This window comes from Formosa bonchosmolovskayae, from assembly GCF_051016085.1.
In the GTDB taxonomy this organism is placed as follows: Bacteria; Bacteroidota; Bacteroidia; order Flavobacteriales; family Flavobacteriaceae; genus Formosa.
The window spans coordinates 3,451,187-3,477,821 of record NZ_CP174605.1; the positions used below are offsets into that span (position 1 = coordinate 3,451,187).

A 26,635-nucleotide genomic window follows, 5' to 3' on the forward strand; every position below is an offset into this window, starting at 1 on the left:
CGTGGCAAAAATAGGAAAAATGTCCTAAAGTTTAGCTTTAGGATAACATATATAATATTTAGTCACCGGTTTTGAAAGTGCTTTTAGGTTTAATTGATCCGACGCTTTCACAATATCTTCTATCTTACCCGACTTGTGTAAAATCTTAATTTGCTGACCGTATTGCTGATACGCTTGGTTTGTAATTTCACCCTTAAACACAAAATAATCGGCTTCTGCTTCGCTAATATTAAAAGCAGCCATCATTTCTATTTCCTTAGCTTTTAACTCGCTTTTCTTTATTTTTTTCTGTTTCACCTTGATTTTGAGTAAATCTCTATTCAAAATCATTTCACAAAGGTTACGAAGTACAAAATCGTCATGATATTGCCATTCTTTCATGGCCGAAATAATATCATAATCGTCTAACTTAGAAAAGGTCTCTAAAGTAAGTGTATCAAAATTAGTGGCGTTAATTTCTGTTTTTAAGAAATACGACAAAGCGCGACTGGCTAACAAGTCTACATTATTATGAGATAATTCTTTAGCGCGTTTTAAAACACGAATTAGTAATTGTTCGGCAACCACGCTTGTTTTATGCAAATAAACTTGCCAATACATAAGTCGTCTTGCTACCAGAAATTTTTCGACACTGTAAATGCCTTTATTTTCTACCACCAATTCATCGTCTACTACACTTAACATGGTAATTAAACGTTCACTATTAATATTCCCTTCTGCAACACCTGTATAAAAACTATCGCGTTTTAAATAATCGGCGCGATCCATATCTAATTGAGAAGAAATTAACTGGCACATAAAGTTTCTGTGGTATTCCCCTTTAAAGATAGATATGGCTAGCGTTAAACTTCCGTTAAATTCGTCGTTCAGTTTTTCCATGAAAAGCAACGAAATCTGCTCGTGAGAAATCCCGTTTACAATACTATGTTCCATGGCATGAGAAAACGGACCGTGACCAATATCGTGTAAGAGAATCGCTATATTTAAAGCAATCTCTTCGTCGTCCGAAATGCTAACCCCTTTAAAACGAAGCACATTAATCACTTTCTGCATTAAATGCATACAACCTATTGCATGATGGAATCTTGTATGATGAGCACCTGGATACACCAAATAAGACATTCCCATTTGGGTAATTCGTCTTAAACGCTGAAAATATTTATGCTCAATTAAATCGAATATTAAAGAATTAGGTATAGTAATAAATCCGTAAATTGGATCGTTTAATATTTTAAGTTTATTCATCTATATAATTTAGAAATGCTTAAGATGATCTTCTAAAATGTTTAAAAAATCACAATAATATTACAAATATAACGATATGAATAACATAAATATACTTTGGGTTGATGATGAAATTGATTTACTTAAACCGCACATTCTTTTTTTAGAGAAAAAAAACTACAACGTTACTAAGTGTAACAGTGGTACTGAGGCACTTGAGGTATTAGAAGGTAATAAATTTGATATAGTTTTTCTTGACGAAAACATGCCAGGATTAACTGGTCTCGAGACATTAAACGAAATTAAAGAAATGGACCATACGCTTCCCGTGGTCATGATTACCAAGAGTGAAGAGGAATACATTATGGAAGAAGCAATTGGAAATAAAATTGCCGACTACTTGATAAAACCCGTAAACCCGAATCAGATTTTATTAAGTTTAAAGAAAAACTTAGATCACTCTCGCTTAATTTCGGAAAAGACAACCTCAAACTATCAACAAGAGTTTAGAAAAATTGCGATGGATTTAATGTCTGTTAATAGTTTTGAAGAATGGTCTACCTTATATCAGAAATTGGTGTATTGGGAAATTCAATTAGAAAATATAGAAGATGCTGGCATGTTCGAGATTTTAGAATCTCAAAAAACCGAAGCCAATGCATTATTCGGAAAATTTATCGCTAAAAATTATGCCGATTGGTTCGAGCCTAACACCGATGCTCCTACCATGTCGCACACCTTATTTAAAAATAAAGTGGTGCCTGAATTAAGCAAAGAACAACCTACATTACTTGTGGTTATAGATAATTTGAGATACGACCAATGGAAATCGTTTGAGCCTTTTATTGCTCCTTATTATAAGAAAGAAACCGAAATACCTTTTTATAGTATTTTACCTACTGCAACGCAATATGCCAGAAATGCAATTTTCTCTGGATTGATGCCTAGCGATATGGAAAAATTACATCCAGACTATTGGAAAAACGACACAGACGACGGTGGAAAGAATTTATTTGAAGCCGAATTTCTGCAAGCACAAATGAAGCGCTTAGGGCTACAAAACCTTACTTGCGAATATCACAAAATTACCAATCTTAAAAACGGTAAAAAATTAGTCGATAATTTTAAAAGCCAGAAAAATAACGACCTTACTGTTGTGGTGTACAATTTTGTAGATATGCTTTCGCATGCCAAAACAGAAATGGATGTTGTAAAAGAATTAGCTTCTAACGATAAAGCTTACCGCTCTTTAACCCAAAGTTGGTTTAAGAATTCTCCGCTTTTTGAAATTATTCAGCAAGCGCAACAACTGGGTTTTAAATTAATACTCACTACAGACCACGGTACTATTAATGTAAAAAACCCGTCGAAAGTTGTGGGAGATCGTGATACCTCTTTAAATTTAAGATATAAAACCGGAAGGAGTTTAACGTACGACTCTAAAGATGTATTAGAAATTAAAAATCCCAAATCGGTGCACTTACCAAGTATTACTATGAGTAGCTCTTTTATATTTGCTAAAAGCGATTTCTTTTTTGCATATCCTAACAACTACAATCATTATGTAAGTTATTTCCGAAATACGTATCAGCACGGAGGAGTTTCCCTAGAAGAAATGATTATTCCGTTTGTGGTACTCAATCCGAAATAGAGCTATTTTTAGTGTCTTTTTACCCCACTCATAAATCATATATCCCTAGTGATTTCAAATTTTATTACTTATAATTGCACCGTTATGCTATGTTAAAAATGAAAGAATATCATATAAATGATTTAGAGGATGTTGCCAAGTCAATCCTAGAAAACGCAACATCAAAAACCATATTGTTTTATGGAGAGATGGGCACTGGAAAGACTACTTTAATTAAAGCTTTAGTTAAAAAATTAGGTTGCGAAGACGACGTTAGTAGTCCCACATTTTCGATTGTTAACGAATATAGTATAACAGATGGTTTAGTTTATCACTTTGATTTTTACCGATTAAACGATGAAGAAGAAGCGTACAACTTCGGCATTGAAGATTATTTAGATTCTGGCGCTTGGATATTTATAGAATGGCCTGAAAGGGTTCAGAATATCTTGGAAGACGAACATTGTAATCGTATAAATATCGATCGTATAGATTCGGAAACTAGAACATTAACATTTAATATTGATTAAAAATTCGGTGCTTTAGCAGATAAAAAAACTAAAGATTTAGTGAACAACAAGAATAGTACGGTTTTCCCGTAATGCACTTTGTCCAAAACAGCTGATTTTAACATAATTTTAACAAATGGGCCAAAATTCAATTAACACATTCGATATCTTTGAAGTATTAATTAATTAAATCCCTTAGAATTATGAAAACTAAAAAGTATTTAATCGCAATTGCAATTTTTGGAGGCATGTTTTTTACTGCTCAAGCAACTAACTTAATAAACTTAAATGAGCAAGAAGCACCACAAATTGAAAAATGGAGAATTAAAATTCCAACTCACGGATAAAAGAAGTCTAATAATAGGGAGTATAATTGCTACGTTTATAGCAACTACTCCCTATCTATTTTATTTATACGAAAATGTTCCACAGCAAAAAAATTGGAGTAACTTTTTATTTACTTACGAAAGCAAATTTTACGGTAGTATAGACGTTGTTGCGTGGACTATTACAGGAAAATTAATACCGTTACTTCTGCTAACTTTATGGTTTTTTACTTGCCGTCACTGGTGGTACCATGTACTTTTAGTACCGATAGCGATGTATGCTTTTCAAATATTTACTGTAATAAATGATGATATACAATATGTAGATAGTAATCAAATATTTTATTTGTTACCAATTATGGCAATCATAATTCCATCTATATATCTAATTAGAGCCCAGATATTTAATCAGGTAAACACAGTTAATAAAACGTTTCAAGAACTTGAAGACGAATTTAAACTGTCGCCTAAAGGCTTTAAAGACAAGATTAAAGATTATTTTTAAATTAAGATATATGCAATCAAATTATTATTTGTAATTTGATTGCATATTATTTTTTGTAACAAAAACATGTCTAAATCATTTTCTCCGTTTACCCATCAGCAGTTAATCCCACAAGAAGAAACGCTTGAAGTTTTTAAAAACAAAGGCAATTTATTTATAGGTATCCCCAAAGAGTCTGCCTATCAAGAAAAACGGGTATGTTTAACTCCCGATGCTGTTTCTGCATTAGTTTGTAATGGACATCGTGTGTTAATGGAAGCTGGAGCTGGTTTAGGAGCTAATTTCACTGACAAAGATTATAGTGAAGCAGGTGCGGAAATAACAAAAGATACTGCCAAGGTATTTTCATGTCCGATGATTCTTAAAGTCGAACCGCCTTCCCTAGCACAAATAGATCTAATTAATCCCCGCACCATTTTAATCTCTGCGTTACAGCTTAAAACTCAAAACAAAAAATATTTTGAAGCTTTAGCTACAAAGCGTATCACGGCTTTAGCTTTTGAATTTATTCGTGACGACGACGGTCATTATCCTGCAGTGCGTTCTCTAAGTGAGATTGCCGGAACTGGAGCTGTAATTATTGCAGCCGAATTGCTCTCCAACCTTAGCGAAGGAAACGGATTATTATTCGGAAATATTTGCGGCGTACCTCCGGTGGAAGTAGTTATTATAGGCGCAGGAACTGTAGGCGAATTTGCGGCGAGAAGTGCAATTGGTTTAGGCGCAAACGTGAAAGTTTTTGATAACTCTATTTCTAAACTTAGACGCATACAAACCAATTTAGGGCGTCCAATTTACACATCTACTGTACAACCAAAAAATCTTACCAAAGCATTAAAACGTTGCGACGTAGTAATTGGAGCCGTAAGAGGAAAATCTAGATCACCAATTATTGTAACAGAATCCATGGTGGAGTCTATGAAAAAAGGCGCGGTGATTATGGATGTTAGTATAGATATGGGTGGTTGTTTTGAAACTTCCGAAGTTACTTCTCATAAATTCCCCACTTTTAATAAGCACGGTGTAATACATTATTGTGTTCCTAATATTCCTGCCCGATTTGCTAGAACAGCCTCTATATCAATAAGTAATATTTTCACTCCCTATCTTTTAAAGATTGCTGAAGAAGGTGGTTTAGAAAATTCTTTAAGATTTGAGAAAGGTTTAAAAAATGGGTTGTACTTTTATCACGGTATTTTAACAAATCGTTCTGTTGGTGAATGGTTTGATTTAAAATATAGCGATATTAATCTCTTAATTTTTTAAATGACACTTATACAACGTATTGGGTATTATCTTGGAGGATTTTCTCTAGGACTTATGCTATTAGCTTTTTTTTTAAGCGGTAAAAAAACATCTTGCAGTTACGGGTTAGACGCCCGTGTAATTAAAAATATTAACACAAAACAAATCGTATATAGCGATTCTGCCAAATCTATTATTAACGAGAAGCAGTTGGATACCATTATTCTAAATCATGTTTTAAGAAAAGGTGATGTCGATTTCTCAAAAAGTGAAACGACTACAAAACCTTGTAAAACATATTATTTAGACGGAACACTAAATAAAAAGTCCATTGCCCTAATAGTTAAAAACTGTGAAGAGACGGCTACTATACAAGATATTCAAATATTAGACTAAAGGTTATAAAACTAAAAAGACTGTTTAAGTAAACAGTCTTTTTAGTTTTATAATACATTGTTATTGCTTTCTTCTCTTTTTCTCTTTAGACAACAAGTTAAGTTCCCTTCCTGTCTGTCCAGCCACCGAAGTGTTTTCTTCTGCCCGTCTAATTAAATACGGCATAACATCTTTTACTGGACCAAAAGGAACGTATTTCGCTACATTATAACCAAGGTTAGATAAGTTAAAACTAATGTGATCACTCATCCCGTATAATTGACCAAACCATACGCGTTTATCGGAATTTTCAATTCCTTTTTCTTTCATTAAATCCATAAGATAATACGAACTCAATTCATTATGCGTTCCATTAAAAATAGACATATCGGCCAAATTATCCATCATATATGCCACGGCCGAATTAAAGTTTAAATCTGTCGCTTCTTTACTTTCGCAAATAGGTGTTGGATACCCTTTTTTCTCTGCCCTTTCATTTTCTTTTTCCATATACGCACCGCGCACAATTTTATAGCCTAAATAAAACCCTTCTGATTTTGCTAGTTTGTGTTGCGCTTTTAAAAAGTCTAAACGATCATGACGATACATTTGCAACGTATTAAAAACAATAGGTTTCTCTGTATTGTATTTTCGCATTAAATCGGTAATTAAGCTATCTGCGGCATCTTGCATCCAACTTTCTTCAGCATCAATTAACACAGAGACATCCCTGCTTTTAGCTGTTTTACAAACCGTTTCGAAACGATTTAATACACGATTCCATTCATCTGTCTCTTTATCAGTTAATGTGTCGTGTTTCCCCATCTTCTCATATAGCGCTATCCTACCAAAGCCTGAAGGTTTAAAAACCGCAATTGGAATGGATTTACGTTCTTCAGCAAAATTTATAATTTTTAAGGTTATCCTTAAAGCGGCATCAAACTCTTCTTCGTTCTCTTTCCCTTCCACCGAATAATCCAAAACAGAACTCACACCTTTTTCATACATTTTATCGATAACGGGTAAGCAGTTTTCCTCACTTACTCCACCACAAAAATGGTCGAAAACCGTTGCCCTTATCAATCCTTCTACAGGTAATTTTGCTTTTATAGCAAAATGAGTAGCAGCAGTTCCAATCCGAACCAAAGGTTCTATTGAAATCATTTTGAAAAGAAAATATGCTCTTTCCAACTCTGAATCGCTTTTAAGTGCAAAAGCAATCTCAGTATTATCAAAAAGTGTGTTGTTATTCATTCAATTTCATAATTTTTGCAAATATAACGAAGCCGAACTTAGTTATTTCTAAAAAACTCCTTATTTTCACAGCTATTTTTTACATTAATTTTTATGAAAACTATAGATACTAAGACCTATAAAATTCACTTTAACTTAAGTGCATATAAACATATAAATAATTATATAGAAGACAGCAATCCTTCTACGATTTTTATTTTGGTCGATCAAAATACGCACGAATTGTGTTTACCGCATTTATTAGCCGAAATAAGTACCACTAAAACTATTGAAATCATTGAAATTGAAGCCGGCGAAATCAATAAAACCATAGAAACCTGTGTGGGTGTATGGAATGTGCTTTCAGAACTTGGTGCCGATAGAAAAAGTCTTGTTATAAATTTAGGTGGTGGTGTAATTACAGATTTAGGTGGCTTTGTAGCGTCTACTTTTAAACGTGGTATTGCATTTATTAACATCCCTACTACTCTATTATCTATGGTAGATGCATCGGTAGGTGGAAAAACAGGAGTGGATTTAGGAACGCTTAAGAACCAAATAGGAGTTATTAATACTCCAGAAATGGTAATTATAGATTCTACTTATTTAAAAACCTTAGCACAAAGCGAAATGCGTTCTGGTTTAGCCGAAATGCTAAAACATGGTTTAATTCAAGATAAACTATATTGGGATAAATTTAAAGACCTATCGCTATTAGATATGGATAATTTAGATGAATTGATTTACGAATCTATCCAAATTAAAAAACATGTAGTAGATATAGATCCTAGAGAAAACGGATTAAGAAAAACACTAAACTACGGACATACTATTGGTCACGCTATCGAATCTTACTACTTAAGTCATCCTCATAAAAAAGATTTACTGCACGGAGAAGCTGTTGCCATTGGAATGATTTTAGCGTCTTATATTTCTACAAAACTATCTGGATTAAGCGAAGCTGAAAACACCGAAATTAAAGATGTTATAAATAGCATTTACGACTATGTCGAAATTAATGAATCGGATTACGAAAAAATTATAGAGCTTCTAAAGTACGATAAGAAAAACTCGCATGGTAATATAAATTTCGTGCTTCTTACAGCTATTGGAGATACTAAAATTGATTGTTTAGTCTCTAATGAATTAATTATAGAGGCGTTAAATTATTACAACTCCTCGTATTAGTTCAAAATAATTTGTAAATTTAGTAATCTCAAAAGAAGCATTTCTTAACAATACTATTAACCATCTAAAACCAATTCTAAGATGAGAAAAGTTATTGTAGATTATAAAAAACTTACACCTGAAATTTTAACCAAATTAACCGAACGATTTCCGGATGGTTATGGTGATCGCGACATTATTACATTTGATAATCACCGCAATGAAACAATCGAAGCTGTTGAAATAAGGACAGACGACACCATTTACTTAGTAAAAGTGAGTTCTAGGCTACACTATACTATGGCTAATTTTGATGTTAATGAAGAGATAGAACTAAATAGCTTGGGACATATTATTGTGGATTACTCAAGCGACACTATTTTAGATAAAGACAGCATTTTAAATAACGAAGAAGAATAAAAAAAGCCGAATTATACAATTCGGCTTTTTTTTATAACGGATAAACAATTATAGTTCCTTAAAAATATAATGCATTAAACGTTTTTTATCGTTAATACTTTCTTCTAAAGAAATCATTGTTTCTGTTCTGTAAACGCCTTCAATGTCATCTATCATAAAAATAACATCTTTCGCATGAGCTGTGTTTCTAGCTCTAATTTTACAGAAAATATTAAATTTGCCAGTAGTAATATGCGCTACTGTTACGAAAGGTAATTCATTAATACGTTCTAAAACAAATGTAGTTTGAGATGTATTATTTAAGTACACTCCAATATATGCGATAAAAGAGTATCCAAGTTTCTTGTAATCTAATGTTAATGAAGAACCTTTAATGATTCCTGCATCTTCCATTTTCTTTACTCTAACATGGACTGTACCAGCAGAAATTAATAGTTTTTTTGCGATATCCGTAAAAGGAACTCTTGTATTGTCAATTAACATATCAAGAATTTGGTGATCTATTTCGTCTAATTTAAATTTTGCCATTTCTATACTTTTTGTTCTTTACAGCAAAAATAATACATTTTTATGTATTAATCTTACCAAATTATTAAGGTTTTCACAATTTTAGTAAAAATTTATCAGCTCCAATCGTCACGAAATCGTTTTCGACTCCTACTTTTAAGGGTTTTTCATCGGCACCTAAAACTCTCATTTTGTTAGCATTAACCTCTTTGTGGCCATAGTAATTTGCACCCAATCCTAAAGCTTCAATTTTTGAGGAAAATGCAATTTTATTGTTAATTAATTTTTCAACAAAAAGCACTGCAACATCTAAAATTTCAGGATTTTCCTCAGTACCAACATTCGCGCCTCTAATAATGATGTCGTAAAAACATTTATCATTCTCAGGAATATTGAAATAATCGTTATAATTTTCTCCTAAAACGTCGTGTTGTGCAATGTAATTAAATGCGGTCAAGTACGAACTAAAAATATAAAAACGAGTCTGCTCTCTTTCATAATCATTTTCATAATGACCAGCTTCAAACAAAATAGTGGGTACGTTTAACGATTGAAAACTATCCCCTACACAATTAATATTAAACGAATCGTCGTAACGCCCTACTTGCCCTGGGATTAATTGCTGTAAAGTCCTATTCATTTCAGCAATAATGTCCATACCAACCTTTCTAGAGTCAGTTACAGTACGCTCTTCGTCTTGAGATGGCGATAAAAAAGATACCGTCGCTACCTTATTAGTTGTACCTGCACTAAAAATAGTACGTTGTCCGTGTAAATTGAAACAGTAATGCGGTTTAAAAGCATTAAAAGCAGCTCTTAATACTTTACTTTCTGGCTGAGATAATGTTTGAGCATCTCTATTTAAGTCGATATCAATAGCATTTAATCGCGTATATGCATCTGCTCCGTCAGGACTTAAAATAGGTATAATATAAAAAGTACACGCTTCCTTTAAATTTTTTAGAGCTTGATCAGGATGTTTAAGTGCATTAATAAAATCAAAAAGCGCCTTGGTGGTTGTCGATTCGTTTCCGTGCATTTGAGACCAAAGCAACAATCGTTTTTTTCCTGTTCCAACTTTAATGGCCGAAATGGGTTTACCTAAAACAGATTTTCCAATTTCCGAAACTATAAAATCAGGCTCGGATTTAAGAGCTTCTAAAAGTGGTGTAATATGTAAATTGGTAATGTAGCGGCCACTTAATAGCGACTCTTTATTTGTTTGATAAAGACTGGTGATTTCTGTAATATTCATATCATTTTTATAGGTATACAAATGTAAACAATTAATTATTTACAAATGTAAACAGTAAAACCGCATTTGTTTGTATACAATTATATACAGTTTTTACAGCAAATTAATAGCGTATTTAGTTAGATATTGGTTTAATTACTCATTACTCTAATTTTAATAACTAAATGCTGTTTATCAGCTATTTAAACACGTCTATTTAAAGTAATAAATTATAATTAATATCACTATTTGTTTACTATTTACAATTGATATCATTCTTTTTATTACATTTGTAACCACAAACACAGCAGTAGTTAGTTTACAATGATAAACAGTGATGAATTTACAAAACGCTTACAAAAAGTGATTGATTTTTACGGGGAGTCCGCGTCTTCTTTCTCCGAAAAAATTGGCGTGCAACGCTCTTCTATTTCTCATATTTTATCTGGTAGGAATAAACCCAGTTTAGATTTTGTAATGAAAATTCTAACCACTTATCCAGAAGTTGAATTGTATTGGCTGTTAAATGGCAAAGGCACTTTTCCTGCAGAACCAAAAAAAAGCCATACCCCCGACTTATTTTCGAATGAGGAAAAGCCGATGTCGGAGATAAAAGAATCGCATCAAGCAACCACGAATTCCATTCCTAACCAGGCGCTAAATTCTGACCCCTCAAAACAAATTGAACGCATCGTTATTTTTTATACAGACGGAAGCTTTAAAAACTTTGAGAACTCCATTTAAGTTCACTATTTTTGCACAGAATTTTCACACCTCTATCCTATGAAATATGTAGTTCTGTTTTTTCTTGCTGTAATGCTAGTGAGTTGTTACGAAGTAGAAAGAAATTGCACTGATTTTAAAACTGGACACTATTTTAGTGAAATCAATATCGACGATTCCATTTTTAAATCGGAGTTTAATAGAAACGATACGCTACAAGTAGAAACTTATCAAGGAAAAGTAGACTCGTCTGAAGTACGCTGGGTAAACGACTGCGAAGTTATTTTTAGAACTATCAATCCTAAAAACCGCATTGAACGTAAAGATATTCATCTTAAAATCTTAACAACAACGGATTCTTCTTATACTTTTGAATATTCTTATGTTGGTGAAGACCTGAAACAAAAAGGTACAGCATATCGTGCCAATAAATAGATGATTGATTATGCTTAGTATTAAATTATTTTACACTGTAGCATTTCTAAATATGTTTTGTTTTCCACTTTTTAGCGCTTTTACATACGTTTATCAAGACTTTTTGTAGAAAGTAGTAATAGTCAGTCCTATTAAAGCTTAGTAGCTGTTAAAATACTGTTCTGAATACCATCTTCCTTTTATTTTGATTTACTCTTACCGAAGTGTGTTCTGGCGCTTTGCTGTAAACCAAAAAGAGAATAAAGAAATAAGGTATTAAAACCGATCCTTAAAAACACGATCACTTTCAATTAGCCAAAGTATCGTATACATTTAGAGCAAGCATTATATTTTAAGAAATATAGATGACTTGCTCTAGTAATATAATCTGCCGTTGAAGGATTACAACGCGCTTATGTTTTATTATTTAGAATAAAGTTGGCTGAGAATCATCGTCGGCCCCTTCTTTATTATCGTCGTCGCCAGTATTGTCTTCTGCTTCCGAATCGTCTAACATATCGTCTTCCAAAGTCTCAGAAGGTAATGGTTCTAATAAATTAATCTGTTTTACTTTATCCGTAGTTAATTGATTTCCTAAAGCCTTAATACCTTTTACTGCAATAAACTCTTCAAGGTTTACAATCTGATTTTCTTTCTGATCTTTTCCGCGTTCTTTTCCAAAAACAATCTCGACTACAGGATAATTATCGGTAGAAACAATTTCTAATTGTGACTTTTCGTGATCCGAAATAAAGACTTCTTCCTTGTTTTCGTTCTCGACTAAAAAGCGTTTCACATAGTAACGTTCTTTCTCTCCTTCAAAATAAACCGCAGAAACCGGTTTGTTTGGCTTCCATTTTTCTAGCACAATCATATCGCTATCAAAATGCACTGTAAGCTCAGGTAAAATGGTTTTAATTAAACCAGATTGTGTAATTATTAAAATACGATCTTCACCTTTAAACTCTCCTAACAACTCTCCACGACCATCCACATTTAAACGTTGCACAGTATCGTCGAACCAAATACGTCTTGGTTTAAGCGTAGAAATCCCTTTCTCTTTAAGCTCAATTTTCTTCACAGGAAATTTACTTACTAAATTTCCTTTAGACGCTCGGCCTTTTATAATGATATCTGAGAAATCTAAATCCCATTTCAACTTTTTAATACTTCCTACCTGACGTAATAAAACCGTTACAACTTCGGCTTCTCCATTTGGATTTGCAGAAAAATATAAACATGTCGATCCTTTATTACCATTAGTTAAGTCGTATTCTTTATCTCGAGTTATAGCCGTAACCGCAAAACGCTTTACGTAAGTTGGGCCTTTAGCACCATCGCGATAAATCATATTGTAAATAGTACGTTTATCTTTTTTCTTAAATATGGCTAAGTGTATAATATCTTTCCCTACAAAGGTCTTAGAATCTACTTTCGTAATCATCATTATACCTTGCTTGGTAAAGACAATAATATCATCTATATCACTACAATCTCCAACATACTCATCGCGGCGCAATGATGTTCCTACAAACCCTTCTTCACGATTAACATACAGTTTGGTATTTCTAATAATTACTTTAGTCGCATCGACATCATCAAAGATTCGGATTTCTGTTTTACGCTCACGACCTTCTCCATATTCCTTTTTCAATCTTACAAAATACGCTATAGCATAATCGATTAGGTGTGCTAAGTGATGTTTTACTTCAGCTATTTGCTCATCTAAAGCATCGATTTTTTGTTGAGCTTTATCGATATCAAATTTAGATATACGTTTAATTCTTATTTCTGTTAATCGTACGATATCCTCTTCGGTTACCACTCTTTTTAAATGTGTCGTAAAAGGTTTTAACCCTTTATCGATGGCTTGAATTACACCTTCCCAGGTTTCTTCTTCTTCAATATCGCGATAAATTCTATTTTCAATAAAAATACGTTCTAAAGAAGCAAAATGCCACATTTCTTCGAGCTCTCCAAGTTTAATTTCTAATTCACTTTTTAAAAGCTGAACGGTATTATCTGTTGAGCGACGAAGCATTTCAGACACTCCAATAAACAAAGGCTTATTATCTTCAATAACACAGCCTAAAGGTGAAATAGAAGATTCACAGTTGGTAAATGCGTATAACGCATCTATTGTTTTATCTGGTGAAATTCCAGCAGGTAAATGCACCAAAATCTCGACATCGGCCGCTGTATTATCTTCTATTTTTTTAATTTTAATCTTTCCCTTATCATTAGCCTTAAGAATAGAATCTATAAGCGTTGATGTATTTGTGCCATAAGGAATTTCGGTAATGACTAAGGTATTCTTATCTAATTGCGAAATCTTAGCACGTACACGTACTTTTCCTCCACGCAACCCATCGTTATAATTTGTAAAATCTGCGATTCCCGCAGTAGGAAAATCAGGTAAAATTGTAAATCGCTTCCCTTTTAAATGCTTTACCGAAGCATCGATAAGCTCTATAAAATTATGAGGTAAAATTTTAGTAGATAACCCCACCGCAATACCTTCTCCACCTTGCGCTAACAGCAATGGAAACATAACCGGTAAATTCACAGGCTCTTTTCGTCTTCCATCGTAAGAGGCTTGCCACTCGGTAATCTTAGGATTATAAACTACATCTAAAGCAAACTTAGACAAACGCGCTTCTATATATCGCGAAGCCGCCGCACTATCGCCTGTTAGAATATTTCCCCAGTTTCCTTGGGTATCGATTAATATATCCTTTTGACCAATTTGAACCATAGCATCTGCAATACTAGCATCTCCGTGCGGATGATACTGCATGGTATGCCCAACAATATTGGCTACTTTATTGTAACGACCATCATCTAAATCTTTCATAGAATGCATTATCCTACGTTGCACTGGCTTAAAACCATCTTCAATCGCAGGAATCGCGCGTTCTAAAATAACATAAGATGCGTAATCCAAAAACCAGTCCTTAAACATTCCATTTACCTTAGTAATGGTTTCTTGACTTTCTGGCTGATTACTATTTAATTCGTCACTATCGTTTTCAATCATTAATAATTAAACTTTATTTGATGTTATTTTTTATTATTTTACTTAAAGATTGTCTAACGTATTTACGTTTTCTTCGCGTTACTAAACTTATATTAAAACGTTTCTTAACGCTTTTTCTTCCTTCTTTTTTAATATACAGAACTAATTCCCTGTACACTATATAATTAATAATTTTAAAACCGACTAATTCTTCCTTCGCAAACTCAACATCATGTGATCTGTAGTTAAACCTTTCGGATAACAGCAAACCTTTATTAGTCACTATAACCTTATCACCATCACTATCATATTCAAAATATTTAGCTATTAAATATACAGCTAAAAACAGAGCTGCAAAAACGGCTAGTATAATGATGAATGTTAAACCTGCATTATTCGTTATATCTTTAAAAGCACTAAAAACGGTAGCCATAACAACGGCTAAAACAATTAATATAAAGTATACCGAAATTATCGTGTTTTTTACTGATCCGTTATCCGTTCTCATTTTTTTCAGCGACTAAATCTATTTCGACTTTTAGATTATTGATAATAAATTTCTGACGTGTCGGGGTATTTTTCCCCATATAGAATTCTAACAATTCCTCTATAGACATATCTTTGTCTAGCATGACAGGTTCCAAACGAATATTTTCACCAATAAAATGCTTAAACTCGTCTGGAGAAATTTCCCCCAATCCTTTAAATCGAGTAATTTCAGGTTTTGGCTTAAGCTCGTCTATGGCATTTACTCGCTCTTGTTCTGAATAACAATATATTGTTTTCTTTTTATTTCTAACCCTAAATAAAGGCGTTTGCAAGATATACAAATGTCCTTCTTTTATTATTTCTGGAAAAAACTGAAGAAAGAATGTAATGAGCAACAATCTAATGTGCATCCCATCGACATCGGCATCGGTAGCGATTACAATATTGTTATATCGTAAATCCTCCATAGATTCCTCTATATTCAACGCTGCCTGAAGCAAATTAAATTCTTCATTCTCGTATACAATTTTCTTACTTAAGCCGAAACAGTTTAAAGGCTTCCCTTTTAAACTAAAAACCGCTTGCGTATTTACATCTCGAGATTTAGTAATACTTCCAGATGCAGAATCTCCCTCTGTAATAAATAAAGTCGATTCTAAATTTCGTCCGTTTTTGATATCTCCAAAATGCACACGACAATCTCTTAATTTTTTATTGTGAAGACTCGCCTTTTTAGCTCTGTCTTTTGCTAATTTTCGTATTCCAGATAATTCTTTACGTTCCCGTTCTGCTTGAAGAATTTTACGTTGTATTCTATCTGCGGTTTCAGAATTTTTATGAAGATAATTATCTAAATAAGTCTTCAGAAAATCGTTTACATAGGTTCTCACAGTTGGTAAGTCACCTCCCATATCTGTCGATCCCAGTTTTGTTTTTGTCTGACTTTCAAAAACAGGCTCCATCACCTTAATAGCAATGGCTGTAACAATAGATTTACGTATATCGGAAGCATCATAATTCTTCCCATAAAACTCACGAATGGTACGCACAACTGCTTCTCGGTATGCCGCTAAGTGCGTCCCTCCTTGCGTTGTGTTTTGTCCGTTAACAAACGAATGATACTCTTCGGAATATTGTGTTTTACTGTGTGTTAAGGCTACTTCTATATCGTCTCCCTTTAAGTGAATAATTGGATACACAATATCGCCTTCATTAATATTCTCGGCTAATAAATCTTTTAATCCGTTTTCACTATAAAATTTTTCGCCATTAAAAACTATAGTTAAACCTGGATTTAGGTACACATAATTTTTAAGCATCTTAGAAACATACTCGTTTCTATATTTATAATTTTTAAATATAATTTCGTCTGGAACGAAAGAAACTTTTGTCCCTTTACGTCGTGTGGTTTCATCTAAGAATTCTTGATTCACAAGATTCCCTTGCTCGAACTCTGCAGAAGCAGATTTTCCTTCTCTAGACGATTCTACTCTAAAATAAGACGATAATGCATTTACAGCTTTTGTTCCGACACCATTTAATCCTACCGATTTCTTAAAAGCACGAGAATCGTACTTTCCTCCGGTATTCATTTTAGAGACTACATCAACAACTTTTCCTAAGGGAATTCCACGACCGTAATCACGGACAATAACTTTACTTCCTTGAATGGATATTTCGATGGTCTTTCCTGCCCCCATTACATACTCGTCAATGGAATTGTCTAAAACCTCTTTTAGTAGAATATAAATACCATCGTCGGGAGAAGAACCATCGCCAAGTTTACCAATATACATCCCCGGTCGCATACGAATATGTTCTTTCCAGTCTAATGAACGTATATTATCTTCGGTATAATTGGATTGGTCTTGCATAGGTTTTTAATGATGAGATGCTAAGATACTATTTCGCCTTTAAAAATGAAACAGGAACAGCACTATTATTAACAAAAAAAAGCCAATGTTTTTAACACTGGCTTTAATTTTATATTTGAATGAAAGTTTATACGTTGAATAAGAAATGCATAACATCTCCGTCTTTTACAACATAGTTTTTTCCTTCTACACGCATTTTACCAGCTTCTTTTACTTTAGCCTCACTTCCGTAAGTAACAAAATCGTCGTAACCAATAACTTCTGCGCGGATAAATCCTTTTTCAAAGTCCGTATGAATAACTCCTGCAGCTTGTGGTCCTGTTGCTCCGATATCTATAGTCCAAGCACGCACTTCTTTTACACCAGCTGTAAAATACGTTTGCTGATTTAATAACTTGTACGCTGAACGAATTAATTTTGACGCTCCCGGTTCTTCTAAACCTATATCTTGTAAAAACATTTTACGCTCTTCAAAATCGTCTAATTCGTTAATATCTGCTTCGGTCCCTACTGCTAACACTAAAACTTCAGCATTTTCATCTTTTACAGCCTCTTTAACTAAATCTACATAAGCATTACCAGAATTTGCGGCACCTTCATCTACATTACAAACATACATTACTGGTTTTGCTGTAATAAATTGAGATGGTCCAACAAATTCTTCAAACTCATCGTCTTCAAATTCTATTGCACGCACAGAAATACCTGCTTCTAGAGCTGTTTTAATCTTTAATAAAGTTGCTTCTTCTTTCTGCGCTTCTTTATTTCCAGTTTTAGCCGCACGTTTAACTTTTTCAAGCTTCTTATCTACTGTTTCTAAATCCTTTAATTGCAACTCCATGTCGATCGTTTCTTTATCGCGAATTGGATTTACATTCCCATCTACGTGAACGATATTATCGTTGTCAAAACAACGTAAAACGTGAAGAATCGCATCTGTTTCTCTAATATTAGCTAAGAACTGATTTCCCAAACCTTCACCTTTACTAGCACCTTTTACTAAACCAGCGATATCCACAATCTCTACAGTTGCAGGCATTACACGCTCTGGATTTACTAATTCTTCAAGTTTTTCTAGTCTTGGATCTGGTACGTTTACCACTCCAATATTTGGCTCGATAGTACAAAACGGAAAGTTTGCACTTTGCGCTTTGGCGTTAGACAAACAATTAAATAAGGTCGATTTTCCTACGTTTGGTAATCCTACAATTCCAGCTTTCATTTTTCTTTAGATAATTTAATTAAAGACTCAAGAACCAAAACGATGGTTTTTGCGAGTGCAAATGTAAGTAATTATATGAATTTATTTTAAAAAAGATTCACACCAATTCCTGACCTTTTAAGCTGTAAAAAGTCGCATTAACACACCTTAATCTGTACGTTAGTTGCGTTTCCAACAATAACTGTTCGTTTAATTGTTTAATACACTTTAATTAAAACACGTTTAGTTAAAGATAATAGTGTGAATTCTTAAATTTTTAATTACTTACTAAAGAATCCTTAAATAATTCTCATTATTTTCTAATAATTAACTAATTTTTAACAAAACGACTAACAACTTGTTACCCAAATCACACTTAAACATCTTAATTCCATATCTTTAGTAGTAATAAACCCATTAAATCAACAACACTATGATGAAACAACTATCTTATCTTTTACTTTTACTTTTTGGTGTCCAATTTGCAAACGGACAAACGGTATCCGGAAATATCACAGATTCAGAAGGCCTACCTGTACCAAGTGTAAATATTATTGAAAAAGGAACAACTAATGGCGTTGTTGCAGATTTTGATGGAAATTACACTATTACTGTTAGTGAAAACGCAACACTTATTTTTAGTTTTATTGGTTACACCTCTAAAGAATTAAAAGTAAATGGTCAATCTACATTAAATGTAACATTAATAGAAGGGGTCGGACTAGACGAAATTGTGCTGGTTGGATCTAGAAACCCGAAAAGAACAGCTTTAGACACTGCGGTTCCTGTAGATATTTTGGATGTTGCCGAAATAGCAGCCTCGACAGGAAAAGTTGAAGTAAATGAAATTCTGCAATACGCCGCACCTTCATTTAACGCGAGTAAACAGTCTGGATCCGATGGGGCAGATCATGTTGTGCCCGCCTCATTAAGAGGTTTAGGCCCCGATCAAACTCTCGTTTTAATTAATGGTAAGCGTAGACATCAATCCTCTCTTGTAAATATATTCGGAACTAGAGGTCGAGGGAATTCTGGAACCGATTTAAACGCCATTCCAGCGTCTGCAATTAAAAGAATTGAAGTCTTGAGAGATGGCGCTTCTGCGCAATATGGATCGGATGCCATTGCAGGTGTAATTAACATTGTTCTTAAAGATAACACCGAAGGCTTCTCGGGAGGTGTAACTTACGGCGCCTACAGTACCGCAATCGGAGATGGTTGGGAAGAAGAAAGCGGAGAAACCTTATATAATGTAGAAGGTAAAAACAGACTAGATGGAAAAGATAAAAATTTCGATGGAGAAACAGTAAAAGTAGACTTTAACTACGGTGTAGATATAGGTGAAAATGGTGGTTTTGTAAATTTCACAACAGAGCTATTATCTAAAAATAATACTTTACGTCCTGGATTTTCATGGAGAAAAGGATTTGGAAGTGCTGGAGTTGATAGTTTTAACTTTATGATAAATACAGAAATACCACTTAGCGACAACACCGAAGTCTATGCCTTTGGAGGACGTAATTTTAGAGACACCAATGCCTATGCCTTTTCACGAGATAGTTTTGAAGATGGAGACAACAGATCTGTACCGAGCTTATACCCTAACGGATTTACACCTGAAATCACATCTAATATTACTGATGTATCTGTATCTGTAGGACTAAAACATGAAATGAATAATGGATGGTTCGCCGACTTTAATAACACTTATGGAAAAAACGATTTTCAGTATTTTATTAAAAACTCGAATAACGCTTCTATGAAAGACGCCTCTCCAACAGACTTTAATGCCGGAGGTCATTTTCTATCTCAAAACATAACCGGAATTAATTTAAGCAAGTATTTTGACGACGTAGCTTCGGGTTTAAACATAGCCTTTGGTATGGAATATAGAACCGAAAACTTTGGAATTTTCGCAGGTGAGATTTCATCTTATTCATTATACGACGAAAATGCAGTACCTATTACCAATCCTGCAACGCAAATTGTCGCCACAGATTCTAATGGAGACGCACTTCCTGGAGGTTCGCAAGGCTTCCCTGGCTATAGTCCAGACAACGAAGTAGACAGAAACAGATCTAATTATGGTGTTTATCTGGATTCCGAACTAAATGTTACAGAGGATTTTTTAGCTGGAGGCGCATTACGCTATGAAACCTATAGCGATTTCGGAAGCTCATTTAACTTTAAGTTAGCAGCCAGACACAAATTACTAGATGATGCGCTTGCGTTTAGAGGCTCTCTTTCTACAGGTTTTAGAGCACCATCTTTAGCACAAATATATTACAACCTTATTTTCACTAATATCGTTGCTGGGGAATCTATACCATCTTTACTATCGGCAAACAACAGCACGGTAACCAAAGCTTTTGGGATTGAAGATTTAAAAGAAGAAAATGCTTTTAATGCCAGTTTAGGGTTTACATTTAACAAAAATGGATTTACTGCTACTATAGATGGTTATCTAATTAATGTAGATGATAGAATTATTTTAACAGACAACTTTACAGATCAAGCTATATTAGGACCTTTAAATGTAGATGCCGCTCAATTCTTTGCAAACGGTGTTGACACACAAACTACAGGCTTAGATATTGTTTTAACTTACAAAATGTCTGTAGGATCTAATAGCAATCTAAGTTTTGGTTTAATAGGAAACCTTAATAATTTAGAAATTAAGAACATCAATACACCAGAATTTGAAGGTAGTAATATGACAAATGAAGAAGCTCAACTTAAATTCTTTAGTCCTTTTTCTCAAGCATACCTAGAAGCCGCCGCACCCGATTATAAATTCGGACTTAATTTAGGATATTCCACTTCTAGATTTAATATAAACGCATCACTAACTCAATTTAGCGAAGTCCAATTGCAAGATTTTCAATGGGTAGATTCTCCACCTATTACTTTTGCTGAGGCAGATGCTTTAAAAAAAGTCGCAACAGACACCTATGAATCTAGATTAATAGTAGATTTAAATTTAGGATATAAATTCACAGAAAACCTAAACTTAACAGTAGGTGCTAATAACCTATTTAATACGTATCCGACGCCTCAATTCGACGGTTGGTCTGACCAAGGAGGTTTGGCCGATTCTGTGCAAGTGGGCTCCGATGGTAGATATATATTTACAAGACTAGGATTTAATTTCTAATCTAGAACGTGTAATAAAACAAAAAAGCCGAGCAATTGCTCGGCTTTTTATTAAAATATAAATAAGATAGATTAACCATCAGGATGCATAAAGCGTTGTTTACCTAATAACTCATCTTCTGTTTCTTCGTGATCTTCATCAGGAACACAACAATCTACTGGACAAACTGCCGCACATTGAGGTTCTTCATGAAATCCTTTACATTCGGTACATTTATCTGGCACAATATAATAAAGTTCGTCACTTACGGGTTCCTGAGCTTCATCTGCATCAACCTCTTTCCCATTTGGTAACACAACAGTACCGTTTAAACTTGTACCGTCTTTATATCTCCAATCGTCTGCACCTTCATATATCGCTGTATTTGGGCACTCTGGTTCACAAGCACCACAATTTATACATTCGTCTGTTATAATAATTGCCATAGCGTATTTCTTTTTCTAACTTTGTGGGGCTAAAATAAAGCCAAAACCTTTCATAACCAAATTAGACTATGAATTTAGAGCAAAGAATTAATGCTTTTTCAAAATTAGGAGATTTTTTAAGTCAATTCTCAACCGAAAAAATCCAGAAAAAAGAGGATATTCCATTTAACGATTTATTTTTTGACGGCTTTAAACACCAATTAAAAATAGCTGAAGAAAATAACAGATGGTTTAATACCGATAATCTTACTTTTTCTTTAAAGGGTTGGTCTAAGCAACTGACAGAAAACAATATTAAAACATGGTTAAATAAGTATTCATTTAACACCATTTCTCCAAAAAAAGTGGCTATTATAATGGCTGGAAATATTCCACTTGTTGGATTTCACGATTTTATTTCTGTTTTAATTTCAGGACACGATGTAGTTGTTAAGCAGTCTTCAAACGATAAACATCTGCTACCCTTTCTCGCAAAATATTTGGAACATGTAGAGCCAGAATTTAAATCTAAAATCACCTTTATCGATGGGAAGTTAGAAGATTTTGAAGCGGTAATCGCCACGGGAAGCGATAACACTGCACGTTATTTTGAATATTATTTTAAAGACAAACCTTCTATTATAAGAAAAAACAGGAACTCTGTTGCTGTTTTAACAGGAAATGAAACCACAGAAGAACTAGAAGGCTTAGCCGACGACATTTTTAGATATTACGGTTTAGGATGTCGTAACGTCTCTAAAGTTTATGTGCCTAAAAATTACGATTTCCAAAATTTTTTCCAAGCGATGTATAAATGGAAAGAGGTAATAAACGATCATAAATACGCCAATAACTACGATTATAACAAAGCGGTTTATTTAATGAGCGAATTCGATATATTAGAAAATGGCTTTTTAATGATTAAAGAAGATCCGAGTTTTTCTTCGCCAATCGCGACGGTATTTTACGAGTACTACAACGATGTAAATGAATTAAAATCGCATTTAAATTCAGAAAAAGACAATATACAATGTATTGTCTCTAAAGACTTTATGAGTTACGAAATTGTTTTCGGAAATACCCAACACCCAAACCTATGGGATTATGCCGATAACGTTGATACTGTGGCGTTTTTATTAAAAATTTAGCATAAAAAATATTAATTTTATTATATAAATTCATCATTTATTTAGCACCTTTGTGCTTATCACAAAATTATCGAAATAATGAAAAAACACAATTTTAGTGCTGGCCCATGTATTCTTCCGCAAGAAGTTTTACTAAAAGCCTCTGAAGCCGTAGTAGATTTTAACAACAGCGGTTTATCTCTAATTGAAATATCGCACAGAAGTAAACCTTTTATCGAGGTTATGGATACTGCAACTGCTTTAGCTTTAGAACTACTTGGTTTAGAAGGAAAAGGCTACAAAGCATTATTTTTACAAGGTGGAGCGAGCACGCAATTTTTAATGACAGCATATAATTTATTAGAAACTAAAGCTGGATACTTAAATACAGGAACTTGGGCTGCTAAATCTTTAAAAGAAGCAAAACTTTTCGGAGAAGTTGTAGAAGTTGCTTCATCTAAAGATGCAAACTATAACTACATTCCAAAAGGATATAGCGTACCATCAGATTTAGACTATTTCCACTGTACTTCCAATAACACTATTTTCGGAACACAAATAAAAGATTTCCCTACCAGTCCAGTACCTATGGTATGTGACATGAGTAGTGATATATTCTCTAGAACCTTAGATTTTTCTAAATTCGACCTTATTTATGCTGGAGCTCAAAAAAACATGGGTCCTGCAGGAACAACTTTAGTTGTTATTAAAGAAGACCTTTTAGGTAAAGTAACTAGAGCAATCCCATCAATGTTAGACTACAAAAACTTTATCGAAAAAGATAGTATGTTTAACACACCTCCTGTTTTTGCTGTATACACATCTATGTTAACGCTTCAGTGGCTTAAAGACTTAGGTGGAATTGCTGCAATTGAAAAGGAAAACGAAAAGAAAGCTAAATTAATTTATTCTGAAATTGACTTAAACCCTTTATTTAAAGGTTTTGCAGCTACAGAAGACCGTTCTACAATGAATGCTACATTTAATTTAGTAGACGAAAAATTAAAAGACACTTTTGACGAAATGGCAAAAGAAGCTGGAATGAATGGTATTAACGGACACCGTAGTGTTGGTGGATACAGAGCTTCTATGTACAACGCATTGCCTTACACCAGTGTTGCTGCTTTAGTTGAAGTGATGAGTGAATTAGAACGAAAAGCATAATCAAACAAATTAATCAATAATAAATTTTAGTCATCTTAAATGACAACGAATCTTATGAAAGTATTAGCAAACGACGGTATTTCACAAAGTGGAATTGATGCCTTAGAAAAAGATGGATTTGAAGTTATCACAACCACGGTAGCTCAAGAGCAGTTAATTAACTATATCAACGAAAATCAAATTGTTGTTTTATTAGTTAGAAGCGCAACAACAGTACGTAAAGATTTAATCGACGCCTGCCCTAGCCTAAAAATCATTGGACGAGGTGGTGTAGGTATGGACAACATCGATGTTGAATATGCTCGTGAAAAAGGATTAAAAGTAATTAATACACCAGCTGCTTCTTCGCATTCTGTTGCAGAATTAGTATTTGGTCACTTATACGGTTTATCACGTTTTTTACATAGCTCAAACAGAGAAATGCCTTTAGAAGGTGATAAGAACTTTAAAGGATTAAAGAAAGCTTATGCTAAAGGAACCGAATTAAAAGGTAAAACTTTAGGTGTTTTAGGTTTTGGACGTATTGGTCAAGCTACAGCGAAAGTGGCTTTAGGAGCAGGAATGAAAGTTGTTGCTTTTGATCCGTTTTTAGAAAAAGCTAATCTAGAATTAGAATTTTTCGACGGACAAACTGTAAGTTTTGACATTGAAACTATTTCTAAAGAAGACGTTTTAAAACAAGCTGACTTTTTAACGCTACACGTACCAGCACAAGAAGGTTACGTAATTGGTGAAGCAGAATTAAACAGCATGAAAGATGGTGCTATTTTAGTAAACGCAGCTCGTGGAGGTGTGGTAGATGAATTAGCTCTTGTAAAAGCATTAGAGAGTGGTAAAATATCGAGAGCAGCTTTAGATGTTTTTGAAAAAGAACCACAACCAGAAATGGGATTATTAATGAACCCTTCTTTATCGTTAACACCACATACAGGTGCGGCGACAAACGAAGCTCAAGATAGAATTGGAACAGAATTGGCGCAACAAATTAGCAGCATTCTTTTATAATTCCAAACAAAATATATTACATAAAAAAAAGTCGTCTAAATTATTTTAGACGGCTTTTTTATTTATATATAAACAACTGATTATCAAAATAACTAGCAACACCTAATTAAATGCATAGATTAAACTAAATAGATTTAATATACAATCTAAAATTACTTAGAATTAAGCTTACCCGTAATACTCTTCTTCCTCAAAAAACTCATCTTTAAATCCAATTAAATAGAGTTTCTCTTTAGCACGGGTAACTGCTGTATATAACCAACGCAAATAATCTTTATCAATTCCGTTAGGCAAATAAGGTTGTTCAACAAAAACAGTGTTCCACTGCCCCCCTTGCGACTTGTGACATGTAATAGCATAAGAAAACTTAACCTGTAGCGCGTTAAAATATTTATTAGCCTTTACTTTAGTGAATTTCTTATAATTACTACTTTCCTCTTCGTAATCCTTCATTACTTCTTGATACAGTCGGTTTGAATCTTCATAGGTTAATGAAGGAGATTCTGCCGAAATCGTATCTAAAAGCAACACGGTTTCTATAGGCGCCATACGCGGATAATCGACCATTCTCATTTTAACTTCGGCAAAACGAAATCCATACAATTCTTTAATCGAAAAAATCTCTAACACTTCAACGATATCTCCATTGGCAATAAATCCAGCTTCACTTGTAGGTTTAAGCCAGAAATAATTATTCTTTACAATCATTAAATAATCGCCTGCAGATAATTCATTTTCATTAAATAAAATACGATCTCTAATTTGCTGATTATAAAGATTTGCACGCTTGTTACTTCTAACAATGATTGCAGTCTCTTCATTACCTAAATCACTATAAGAATCGCTAATTGCATCCATGATTTCTTGTCCGTCAATCAGCCTTACAATGTCTTTATATGGGTTAACATCAAACTTAAAACTATCGTAAAACGTGCCCGATAGTGTTTCCCTTAGAATAGTTGCATTAAATAAAATACCAGAATCTTGCTCTTGTCTAACGACTTCATCAAGCTCCATACAAACCACTTCTTTGTCGTAATTTAACACTAAAGTCTTTTGCTCTAAAGCAGGACTTATATCTAATTTTACTGGTGGTAACTGCGCTGTATCTCCAATTAGGAGCAATTTACAGTTATGTCCTGCGTAAACGTATTGCATTAAATCGTCTAACAAGGAATTACTTTCACTGTTTTTAGAATCCCCAGGAGTATCCGAAATCATAGACGCTTCATCGACTATAAAAATGGTGTTTTTGTGTTTGTTGGGTTGCAAAACGAATTTTACACCACCACCTTTATCTTTTCTAGGAAAATATATTTTTTTATGTATGGTAAACGCTTCTTTCTTGGAATAATTAGAAATTACTTTTGCGGCACGACCAGTGGGCGCCATAAGCACAGCACTCTTTTTTATTTTCCACAAATTGCTTACAATCGTACTAACAATGGTCGTTTTACCCGTTCCAGCGTACCCTTTTAATAAATAAAGCGATTTTGGATTGGAATTAAAAATAAATTCGGACAATTGAATTAATACAATATTTTGTTTTGTTGTAGGATTAAACGGAAACTGCTGTTTTATAAGGGAATAAAATTGTGATGCATTCATTTAGGAGGCTTCAGAAAAAAAATTATTCAAATATAGTAATGATTTTTACTCTTATAGGTTTTAACGAATAAAAAAAAATTG

General features: G+C 33.6%; 24 protein-coding genes. 14 read left to right on the forward strand and 10 right to left on the reverse strand.

Annotated features, from left to right (window positions below; translation table 11 throughout):
- Positions 1-24 precede the first annotated feature (24 nt).
- The gene (locus tag ACKC83_RS14840) at positions 25-1,245 is read right to left on the reverse strand and encodes an HD domain-containing protein (protein WP_434036115.1); all 1,221 of its coding nucleotides are present in this window, start codon (positions 1,243-1,245) and stop codon (positions 25-27) included.
- A 76-nt stretch (positions 1,246-1,321) separates the two neighbouring features.
- Between ACKC83_RS14840 and ACKC83_RS14845 the strand changes: the two genes are divergently transcribed.
- The 6 genes from ACKC83_RS14845 to ACKC83_RS14870 all read left to right on the forward strand — a co-directional run bounded on the left by ACKC83_RS14845 (position 1,322) and on the right by ACKC83_RS14870 (position 5,835).
- Positions 1,322-2,875: a response regulator gene (locus ACKC83_RS14845; protein WP_434036116.1), complete on the forward strand. Its 1,554-nt coding sequence runs from the start codon at positions 1,322-1,324 to the stop codon at positions 2,873-2,875.
- A gap of 98 nt (positions 2,876-2,973) precedes the next feature.
- On the forward strand, positions 2,974-3,384 hold the full coding sequence (gene tsaE, locus ACKC83_RS14850) for a tRNA (adenosine(37)-N6)-threonylcarbamoyltransferase complex ATPase subunit type 1 TsaE (RefSeq protein ID WP_434036117.1): 411 nt from the start codon (positions 2,974-2,976) through the stop codon (positions 3,382-3,384).
- A gap of 182 nt (positions 3,385-3,566) precedes the next feature.
- Complete coding sequence (locus tag ACKC83_RS14855; RefSeq protein WP_414034622.1) at positions 3,567-3,710, forward strand: hypothetical protein; 144 nt, start codon at positions 3,567-3,569, stop codon at positions 3,708-3,710.
- Complete coding sequence (locus ACKC83_RS14860) at positions 3,673-4,194, forward strand: hypothetical protein (protein ID WP_434036118.1); 522 nt, start codon at positions 3,673-3,675, stop codon at positions 4,192-4,194. The genes ACKC83_RS14855 and ACKC83_RS14860 overlap by 38 nt, the downstream gene beginning before the upstream one ends.
- Before the next feature lie 66 nt (positions 4,195-4,260).
- Positions 4,261-5,460, forward strand: a complete 1,200-nt coding sequence (locus ACKC83_RS14865; RefSeq protein ID WP_434036119.1) for an alanine dehydrogenase — start codon at positions 4,261-4,263, stop codon at positions 5,458-5,460.
- A complete protein-coding gene (locus ACKC83_RS14870) occupies positions 5,461-5,835 on the forward strand; it encodes a hypothetical protein (protein WP_434036120.1) in 375 nt (124 codons plus the stop codon).
- Positions 5,836-5,895: 60 nt separating this feature from the next.
- Here the strand turns inward: ACKC83_RS14870 and ACKC83_RS14875 are convergent, their stop codons facing one another.
- Positions 5,896-7,068: a proline dehydrogenase family protein gene (locus ACKC83_RS14875; RefSeq protein ID WP_434036121.1), complete on the reverse strand. Its 1,173-nt coding sequence runs from the start codon at positions 7,066-7,068 to the stop codon at positions 5,896-5,898.
- A gap of 93 nt (positions 7,069-7,161) precedes the next feature.
- Here ACKC83_RS14875 and aroB point away from each other — a divergent pair, with 93 nt between their 5' ends.
- Both aroB and ACKC83_RS14885 read left to right on the forward strand, forming a co-directional pair.
- Positions 7,162-8,235 (forward strand): 3-dehydroquinate synthase, encoded by a 1,074-nt coding sequence (gene aroB / locus ACKC83_RS14880; protein ID WP_414034627.1) that lies wholly within the window; start codon positions 7,162-7,164, stop codon positions 8,233-8,235.
- 81 nt (positions 8,236-8,316) lie between these two features.
- Positions 8,317-8,634 (forward strand): hypothetical protein, encoded by a 318-nt coding sequence (locus ACKC83_RS14885; RefSeq protein ID WP_434036122.1) that lies wholly within the window; start codon positions 8,317-8,319, stop codon positions 8,632-8,634.
- A 48-nt stretch (positions 8,635-8,682) separates the two neighbouring features.
- Here the strand turns inward: ACKC83_RS14885 and ACKC83_RS14890 are convergent, their stop codons facing one another.
- Together ACKC83_RS14890 and ACKC83_RS14895 are read right to left on the reverse strand one after the other, a co-directional pair.
- Positions 8,683-9,162: an Lrp/AsnC family transcriptional regulator gene (locus ACKC83_RS14890; protein ID WP_414034629.1), complete on the reverse strand. Its 480-nt coding sequence runs from the start codon at positions 9,160-9,162 to the stop codon at positions 8,683-8,685.
- A gap of 73 nt (positions 9,163-9,235) precedes the next feature.
- The gene (locus ACKC83_RS14895) at positions 9,236-10,396 is read right to left on the reverse strand and encodes a M14 family metallopeptidase (RefSeq protein WP_434036123.1); all 1,161 of its coding nucleotides are present in this window, start codon (positions 10,394-10,396) and stop codon (positions 9,236-9,238) included.
- 303 nt (positions 10,397-10,699) lie between these two features.
- On the opposite strand from ACKC83_RS14895, the gene ACKC83_RS14900 reads away from it, so the two are divergent.
- A complete protein-coding gene (locus ACKC83_RS14900) occupies positions 10,700-11,119 on the forward strand; it encodes a helix-turn-helix domain-containing protein (RefSeq protein WP_434036124.1) in 420 nt (139 codons plus the stop codon).
- A 39-nt stretch (positions 11,120-11,158) separates the two neighbouring features.
- Positions 11,159-11,533, forward strand: a complete 375-nt coding sequence (locus tag ACKC83_RS14905; protein WP_414034632.1) for a DNA topoisomerase IV — start codon at positions 11,159-11,161, stop codon at positions 11,531-11,533.
- A 406-nt stretch (positions 11,534-11,939) separates the two neighbouring features.
- On the opposite strand, the gene ACKC83_RS14910 is transcribed toward ACKC83_RS14905, so the two are convergent.
- The 4 genes from ACKC83_RS14910 to ychF form a co-directional block, all read right to left on the reverse strand.
- Entirely contained in the window at positions 11,940-14,549 is a 2,610-nt protein-coding gene (locus ACKC83_RS14910) for a DNA gyrase/topoisomerase IV subunit A (RefSeq protein WP_434036125.1), read from the reverse strand.
- A 13-nt stretch (positions 14,550-14,562) separates the two neighbouring features.
- On the reverse strand, positions 14,563-14,961 hold the full coding sequence (locus ACKC83_RS14915) for a hypothetical protein (protein WP_434036126.1): 399 nt from the start codon (positions 14,959-14,961) through the stop codon (positions 14,563-14,565).
- 61 nt (positions 14,962-15,022) lie between these two features.
- Positions 15,023-16,891: a DNA topoisomerase IV subunit B gene (locus ACKC83_RS14920; protein ID WP_434036127.1), complete on the reverse strand. Its 1,869-nt coding sequence runs from the start codon at positions 16,889-16,891 to the stop codon at positions 15,023-15,025.
- A 127-nt stretch (positions 16,892-17,018) separates the two neighbouring features.
- A complete protein-coding gene (gene ychF / locus ACKC83_RS14925) occupies positions 17,019-18,113 on the reverse strand; it encodes a redox-regulated ATPase YchF (RefSeq protein WP_434036128.1) in 1,095 nt (364 codons plus the stop codon).
- 412 nt (positions 18,114-18,525) lie between these two features.
- On the opposite strand from ychF, the gene ACKC83_RS14930 reads away from it, so the two are divergent.
- Positions 18,526-21,246 carry a TonB-dependent receptor gene (locus ACKC83_RS14930; RefSeq protein WP_434036129.1) on the forward strand — a complete coding sequence of 907 codons (2,721 nt, stop codon included), beginning with the start codon at positions 18,526-18,528 and terminating at the stop codon, positions 21,244-21,246.
- A 71-nt stretch (positions 21,247-21,317) separates the two neighbouring features.
- Here the strand turns inward: ACKC83_RS14930 and ACKC83_RS14935 are convergent, their stop codons facing one another.
- Positions 21,318-21,671, reverse strand: coding sequence for a 4Fe-4S dicluster domain-containing protein (locus ACKC83_RS14935; protein WP_414034638.1), 354 nt, complete (start codon positions 21,669-21,671; stop codon positions 21,318-21,320).
- Positions 21,672-21,739: 68 nt separating this feature from the next.
- On the opposite strand from ACKC83_RS14935, the gene ACKC83_RS14940 reads away from it, so the two are divergent.
- The 3 genes from ACKC83_RS14940 (at position 21,740) to ACKC83_RS14950 (ending at position 24,946) form a co-directional block, all read left to right on the forward strand.
- Positions 21,740-22,798 (forward strand): acyl-CoA reductase, encoded by a 1,059-nt coding sequence (locus ACKC83_RS14940; RefSeq protein ID WP_434036130.1) that lies wholly within the window; start codon positions 21,740-21,742, stop codon positions 22,796-22,798.
- A gap of 78 nt (positions 22,799-22,876) precedes the next feature.
- Entirely contained in the window at positions 22,877-23,941 is a 1,065-nt protein-coding gene (serC, locus tag ACKC83_RS14945) for a 3-phosphoserine/phosphohydroxythreonine transaminase (RefSeq protein WP_414034640.1), read from the forward strand.
- A gap of 54 nt (positions 23,942-23,995) precedes the next feature.
- Positions 23,996-24,946, forward strand: a complete 951-nt coding sequence (locus tag ACKC83_RS14950) for a D-2-hydroxyacid dehydrogenase (RefSeq protein ID WP_434036131.1) — start codon at positions 23,996-23,998, stop codon at positions 24,944-24,946.
- Between the two features lie 168 nt (positions 24,947-25,114).
- On the opposite strand, the gene ACKC83_RS14955 is transcribed toward ACKC83_RS14950, so the two are convergent.
- Positions 25,115-26,554: an ATP-dependent DNA helicase gene (locus ACKC83_RS14955; protein WP_434036132.1), complete on the reverse strand. Its 1,440-nt coding sequence runs from the start codon at positions 26,552-26,554 to the stop codon at positions 25,115-25,117.
- Positions 26,555-26,635 lie beyond the last annotated feature (81 nt).

Bases quoted from the DNA above. Each gene is read 5' to 3' on its own strand.
- ACKC83_RS14870 (WP_434036120.1), top strand. From the start codon at position 5,461: ATGACACTTATACAACGTATTGGGTATTATCTTGGAGGATTTTCTCTA.
- ACKC83_RS14920 (WP_434036127.1), bottom strand. From the start codon at position 16,891: ATGCAAGACCAATCCAATTATACCGAAGATAATATACGTTCATTAGAC.
- ACKC83_RS14955 (WP_434036132.1), bottom strand. From the start codon at position 26,554: ATGAATGCATCACAATTTTATTCCCTTATAAAACAGCAGTTTCCGTTT.
- ACKC83_RS14885 (WP_434036122.1), top strand. From the start codon at position 8,317: ATGAGAAAAGTTATTGTAGATTATAAAAAACTTACACCTGAAATTTTA.
- ACKC83_RS14900 (WP_434036124.1), top strand. From the start codon at position 10,700: ATGATAAACAGTGATGAATTTACAAAACGCTTACAAAAAGTGATTGAT.
- ACKC83_RS14845 (WP_434036116.1), top strand. From the start codon at position 1,322: ATGAATAACATAAATATACTTTGGGTTGATGATGAAATTGATTTACTT.
- ACKC83_RS14905 (WP_414034632.1), top strand. From the start codon at position 11,159: ATGAAATATGTAGTTCTGTTTTTTCTTGCTGTAATGCTAGTGAGTTGT.
- ACKC83_RS14855 (WP_414034622.1), top strand. From the start codon at position 3,567: ATGAAAACTAAAAAGTATTTAATCGCAATTGCAATTTTTGGAGGCATG.
- ACKC83_RS14875 (WP_434036121.1), bottom strand. From the start codon at position 7,068: ATGAATAACAACACACTTTTTGATAATACTGAGATTGCTTTTGCACTT.
- tsaE (WP_434036117.1), top strand. From the start codon at position 2,974: ATGAAAGAATATCATATAAATGATTTAGAGGATGTTGCCAAGTCAATC.
- ACKC83_RS14940 (WP_434036130.1), top strand. From the start codon at position 21,740: ATGAATTTAGAGCAAAGAATTAATGCTTTTTCAAAATTAGGAGATTTT.
- aroB (WP_414034627.1), top strand. From the start codon at position 7,162: ATGAAAACTATAGATACTAAGACCTATAAAATTCACTTTAACTTAAGT.
- ACKC83_RS14895 (WP_434036123.1), bottom strand. From the start codon at position 10,396: ATGAATATTACAGAAATCACCAGTCTTTATCAAACAAATAAAGAGTCG.
- ACKC83_RS14890 (WP_414034629.1), bottom strand. From the start codon at position 9,162: ATGGCAAAATTTAAATTAGACGAAATAGATCACCAAATTCTTGATATG.
- serC (WP_414034640.1), top strand. From the start codon at position 22,877: ATGAAAAAACACAATTTTAGTGCTGGCCCATGTATTCTTCCGCAAGAA.
- ACKC83_RS14930 (WP_434036129.1), top strand. From the start codon at position 18,526: ATGATGAAACAACTATCTTATCTTTTACTTTTACTTTTTGGTGTCCAA.
- ACKC83_RS14910 (WP_434036125.1), bottom strand. From the start codon at position 14,549: ATGATTGAAAACGATAGTGACGAATTAAATAGTAATCAGCCAGAAAGT.
- ACKC83_RS14935 (WP_414034638.1), bottom strand. From the start codon at position 21,671: ATGGCAATTATTATAACAGACGAATGTATAAATTGTGGTGCTTGTGAA.
- ACKC83_RS14840 (WP_434036115.1), bottom strand. From the start codon at position 1,245: ATGAATAAACTTAAAATATTAAACGATCCAATTTACGGATTTATTACT.
- ACKC83_RS14950 (WP_434036131.1), top strand. From the start codon at position 23,996: ATGAAAGTATTAGCAAACGACGGTATTTCACAAAGTGGAATTGATGCC.
- ACKC83_RS14865 (WP_434036119.1), top strand. From the start codon at position 4,261: ATGTCTAAATCATTTTCTCCGTTTACCCATCAGCAGTTAATCCCACAA.
- ychF (WP_434036128.1), bottom strand. From the start codon at position 18,113: ATGAAAGCTGGAATTGTAGGATTACCAAACGTAGGAAAATCGACCTTA.
- ACKC83_RS14915 (WP_434036126.1), bottom strand. From the start codon at position 14,961: ATGGCTACCGTTTTTAGTGCTTTTAAAGATATAACGAATAATGCAGGT.